Source organism: Stackebrandtia sp. (assembly GCF_035643755.1).
Lineage (GTDB): Bacteria > Actinomycetota > Actinomycetes > Mycobacteriales > Micromonosporaceae > Stackebrandtia.
Genome location: NZ_DASQPW010000285.1, coordinates 1 through 4,358 on the forward strand (window position 1 = coordinate 1; position 4,358 = coordinate 4,358).

At 70.6% G+C, this 4,358-nt stretch carries 4 protein-coding genes and 1 pseudogene; 3 read left to right on the top strand and 2 right to left on the bottom strand.

Translation table 11 applies throughout. The features are described 5' to 3' along the window. From VE172_RS22290 to manA, 3 genes are all read left to right on the top strand, one after another. The coding region (locus tag VE172_RS22290; RefSeq protein ID WP_324804206.1) for an SIS domain-containing protein at window positions 1–840 on the top strand (840 nt) is incomplete at its 5' end. A gap of 38 nt (window positions 841–878) precedes the next feature. After that, on the top strand, window positions 879–1,868 hold the full coding sequence (locus VE172_RS22295; protein ID WP_324804207.1) for a cation diffusion facilitator family transporter: 990 nt from the start codon (window positions 879–881) through the stop codon (window positions 1,866–1,868). Between the two features lie 67 nt (window positions 1,869–1,935). After that, entirely contained in the window at window positions 1,936–3,144 is a 1,209-nt protein-coding gene (manA, locus tag VE172_RS22300; protein ID WP_324804208.1) for a mannose-6-phosphate isomerase, class I, read from the top strand. A 242-nt stretch (window positions 3,145–3,386) separates the two neighbouring features. Here manA and VE172_RS22305 read toward each other — a convergent pair whose 3' ends face one another. After that, window positions 3,387–3,809: a roadblock/LC7 domain-containing protein gene (locus VE172_RS22305; RefSeq protein ID WP_324804209.1), complete on the bottom strand. Its 423-nt coding sequence runs from the start codon at window positions 3,807–3,809 to the stop codon at window positions 3,387–3,389. A 4-nt stretch (window positions 3,810–3,813) separates the two neighbouring features. Continuing rightward, a pseudogene (locus VE172_RS22310) lies at window positions 3,814–4,358 on the bottom strand (hypothetical protein); the annotation flags it as partial.

Consider the following 4,358-nt stretch of genomic DNA (forward strand, 5'->3'; position numbering starts at 1 on the left):
CCCGAGGCCCTGGCCGCCGCCGAGGCGGCCTCCCGGCGGGGCGCCCGCCTGGTGGCCGTGGGCGCGCCCGACTCGCCGCTGCAGGCCGTCGCCGAGCGCGCCCGCTCCCCGTACATCGCCGTGCCGCGCCGCGCCCCGGCCCGGCTCAGCCTGTGGGCGCTGGTCGTCCCGGTGCTGCTGGCCGGTCGCGCCTGCGGCATCCTGCGCATCGCCGAGGCCGACTTCGCCGAGGCCGCCACCCGGCTGGACGCCGACGCCGAGCGCTGCAAGCCCGCCAACGACTCCTTCGTCAACCCCGCCAAGGCGCTGGCCCTCGACCTGGCCGGTTCCATTCCCGTGGTGTGGGGCGGCACCGCCCTGGCCGGGGTGGCCGCCCGCCGCTTCGCCGACATGCTGGCGGCCAACGCCCGCTACCCCGTGATCTCCGGGGAGCTCGGCGAGGTCGGTCGCGGCCGGGTCGGGCTCCTGGACGGCGTGTTCGGCTCGCTGGCCGAGGGCGAGCGGGACATCTTCGCCGATCCGGCCGAGGGCGACTCGGACGGCAACACGCGCCTGCGGATCGTGCTGCTGCGCGACGACGGCCTGGACAACGACGACTCCGCCCCGCCGCCGGACACCCGGCGCGCCGACGCCGTGGCAGACTTGGCCGACCGGCGCGGGATCAGGCGCGACACCTTCGCCGCCGAGGGCGGCAGCGCGCTGGAACGGCTCGCCTCGCTGGTGGCCGTGCCGGACTTCGCCTCGGTGTATCTGGCGATCGCGCACGGGCTCGATCCGATGTCGGTCCCCGCGGTGTCCGAGATGAAGGACCTGACCCAAAACTTCGGCGAAGACGCCTGAAGTCAAACCCCCAATTTGACCATAAAGGACGATAGTGGATGAGCGCTGAGGGTGGCACCAAGGCGATTGTGGCGGCGCTGGCGGCGAACCTGGGCATCGCCGTGACGAAGCTCGGCGCCTGGGTGTTGACGTTCTCGTCCTCGATGCTGGCCGAGTCGATCCACTCGCTGGCGGACTCCGGCAATCAGTTGCTGCTTCTGGTGGGCGGCAAGCGATCCCGCCGCAACGCCACCGCCCGCCACCCCTTCGGGTACGGCCGGGAACGCTACATCTACGCGTTCATCGTGTCGATCGTGCTGTTCAGCGTCGGCGGCCTGTTCGCCCTGTACGAGGGCTACCACAAGATCACCGAGAGCCTGCACGGCGCGCCCAACGAGCTGCTGGGGTCCACCTGGTGGTGGGTGCCGCTGGTGGTGCTGGTGATAGCCGTGGGCCTGGAGGGCTACTCGTTCTACACCGCCACCGCCGAGACCAAGAAGGCCAAGGGAAAGACCTCCTGGATCAACTACATCCGCCGCGCCAAGGCCCCCGAGCTGCCGGTGGTGCTGCTGGAGGACGCCGCCGCCCTGGTGGGACTGGTGTTGGCGCTGCTGGGTGTCGGGCTCACCCTGTTGACCGGCAACGCGATCTTCGACGGCATCTTCACCCTGGGCATCGGCGGGCTGCTGGTGTCGGTGGCGGTGGTGCTGGCCCTGGAGACCAAGAGCCTGCTGTTGGGCGAGGCCGCCAACACCGAGGACATCGTCGCCATCGAGAAGGCGATCCTCGCCGAGGACGACGTCGACGCCATCATCCACATGAAGACCCTGCATCTGGGGCCCGAGGAGCTGCTGGTGGCGGTGAAGATCGCGGTGCGGCGCGACGAGACCGCCGCCGAGATCGCCGCGGCCATCGACTCGGTGGAGGCCCGCATCCGCGCCGCGGTGCCGATCGCCCGAATGATCTATGTGGAGCCGGATCTGTATCGCAAGACCGGCACCGAGAACCATTCCGTCGCGGAGGGAACATCCACGAACACCGGGCGTTGACCCGGGGGCGCCGACCGGTACAGTCGACGCCGCCCGTGACCTGACGAGACGAGGGAGATTGGTCACCGTGGAACTCCTTACGGGAGCCATCCGGCCGTACGCGTGGGGGTCGCGTACCGCCATCGCGGCCCTGCAGGGCCGCAAGATGCCAAGCGACACACCGGAAGCCGAGCTCTGGCTCGGTGCCCACCCCGCCGATTCATCCACTCTGGAGGACGGGCGTTCGCTGGAGGACGCCATCGCCGCCGATCCATCCACAATGCTGGGTGAGGAGAGCCTGGGGCGCTTCGGGCCCCGGCTGCCCTACCTGCTGAAGGTGCTGGCCGCCGAGCAGCCGCTGTCGCTGCAGGCCCACCCCGACCTCGCCCAGGCCGCCGAGGGCTTCGAGCGCGAGAACGCCGCCGGTGTGCCGCTGGGCTCCCCCGAGCGCAACTACGTCGACGCCTCCCACAAGCCCGAGCTGCTGTGCGCCGTCAGCGACTTCGAGGCGCTGTGCGGCTTCCGCGACCCGCGCGTGGCCGCCGACGTCATCGAGCGGCTCGACGTGCGCGGCCTCGACTCGATCGTGGCCGTGCTGCGCCAGGACGACCCCGGCCAGGGGCTGCGCGAGGCCGTCACCACCCTGCTCACCCTGCCCGCCGGGCACCGCGACGACCTGGTGGGCCAGGCCGTCAACGCCGCGGCCCGGCTGGCCGACATCGACGACGGCGACGACTACGCGATGGTGGTCGACCTCGGCAAGCGCTACCCCGGCGACGCCGGTTGCGTCGTGGCGCTGCTGCTGCACCACGTCCACCTGCGCCCCGGCGAGGCGATCTACATGCCCGCCGGAAACCTGCACGCCTACCTCAACGGCGTCGGCGTGGAGCTCATGGCCGCCAGCGACAACGTGCTGCGCGGCGGCCTGACCCGCAAACACATCGACGTCCCCGAGCTGTTGCGGGTGCTGCGCTTCGAGGTGCTGGACGACCCGCGGGTGGCCGCGGTGGAGGACGCGCCCGGCGTGGCGGAGTGGCCGGTGCCCATCGACGAGTTCCGGCTGTCGCGCGTCACCCTGGACGGCGGCTCGCACCAGCGCCAGCTGCCGGTGAACGGCCCCACCGTCGTGCTGTGCTGGACCGGACAGGTGCACCTCGACGACGGCGTGGCGCCGGTGACCCTGCGTCCCGGCCAGGCCGCCTTCGTCGCGGCGGCCGCCGGCACCCTGTACGTCTCGGGGTTCGGTGAGATCTATCGCGCAGGTCTGGGCCTTGCGCCCGACCGAACGGGTCACTAGATTTGGCCGAACGGCCCATTGAAAAAGCCGCAATTCGGAAAAGTTTCTCGAAAAGATCGCGGCAAATCCTTGACAACTTGATCTCGGTGAGTCAGGATATACATACGCAGCGTCACTGATGCGAAATCACCAGGTTGATTCGCATCCGACGCGCGGGGAACCAAACCGGGGGGAGTGCCGGGCAGTCTGGGGTGGCTGCCCGGCACGTTCCGTTTCAGGACGTTTGGAAAAAAAGGGCGGATCTAGCTGACCTTGGGGATTTGCCCCGTATTGGTCAGCGCCTCATCCAGCAGCGGCTTCACCTGGGCCGCGAAGTGCCCGATCTCATAGCCGAGCTGTTCGCGGCTGCACTCGGCGACCGCCAGCAGCGACAGGCAGATCTGCGGCCCCACGGGCGCGGCCAGCAGCAGGCCCTCGGCCATCTCGACCATCACCTGATTGGCGGGGCCGGTGTCCATCACCTGGCCGGCGCCGTCGCTGATCGACAGGATGCCCGCCCCGATGCTGGCCAGCTGTAGGGCGCGTTCCCGGGGCAGGCCCGCCGACATGGCCAGCGGCATCCCGTCCACGCTCACCAGGACGGCGTGGGACAGGCCCGGGGTGCGTGCCACCAGCGAAGCCAGCAGCATGCTCAGCGAGCGTTCGTAGACCCCCAGATTGGTCATGGTCTCAGGATCCCAGTCCGGCGCCGACGGTCTCGCGGCGGGCGCGGCCCCAGCCCCGGAAGTATCCGGCGGTGCGCGCGGCCAGCGCGGAGGCGTCGCGGTTGATGGGGGCGGGAGGGGCGTCGGACAGGATCGCCGAGCCCGGCACCAGGTTGGCCTGCGGGACCCGGCGCGGCAGACCCGCGCCTGTGGTGGTCTCCGAGGCCTGCTCCTGGTTGTTGCTGGCGGCCTCGGCGGCGCGCCAACCCTCGTCGGCCGGGAAGCTCCAGGCCTCCTCGGTGTCCTCGATCGCGGCCGGGCCCTTGAACCACGCGGAACGGGCCTGGCTGAAGATCAGCAGGTCGTCCTCGTCGTCCAGCCCGGAGGGAAGCTGAGAGGCGGGAACCGACAGCGCATCGTGCTCGGCGGAAGGCGCCGACATCGGAATGTCGTCGAAGATCGGCTCGATGAACTGCGGGGGTTCGGGTATTCGCGGAAACTCGTTGGGCGGCGGCTCGACGGTGGCACGTCGCGGCAACGGCGCGGTGAGCGGTTCGGGTGCCGGCTCGG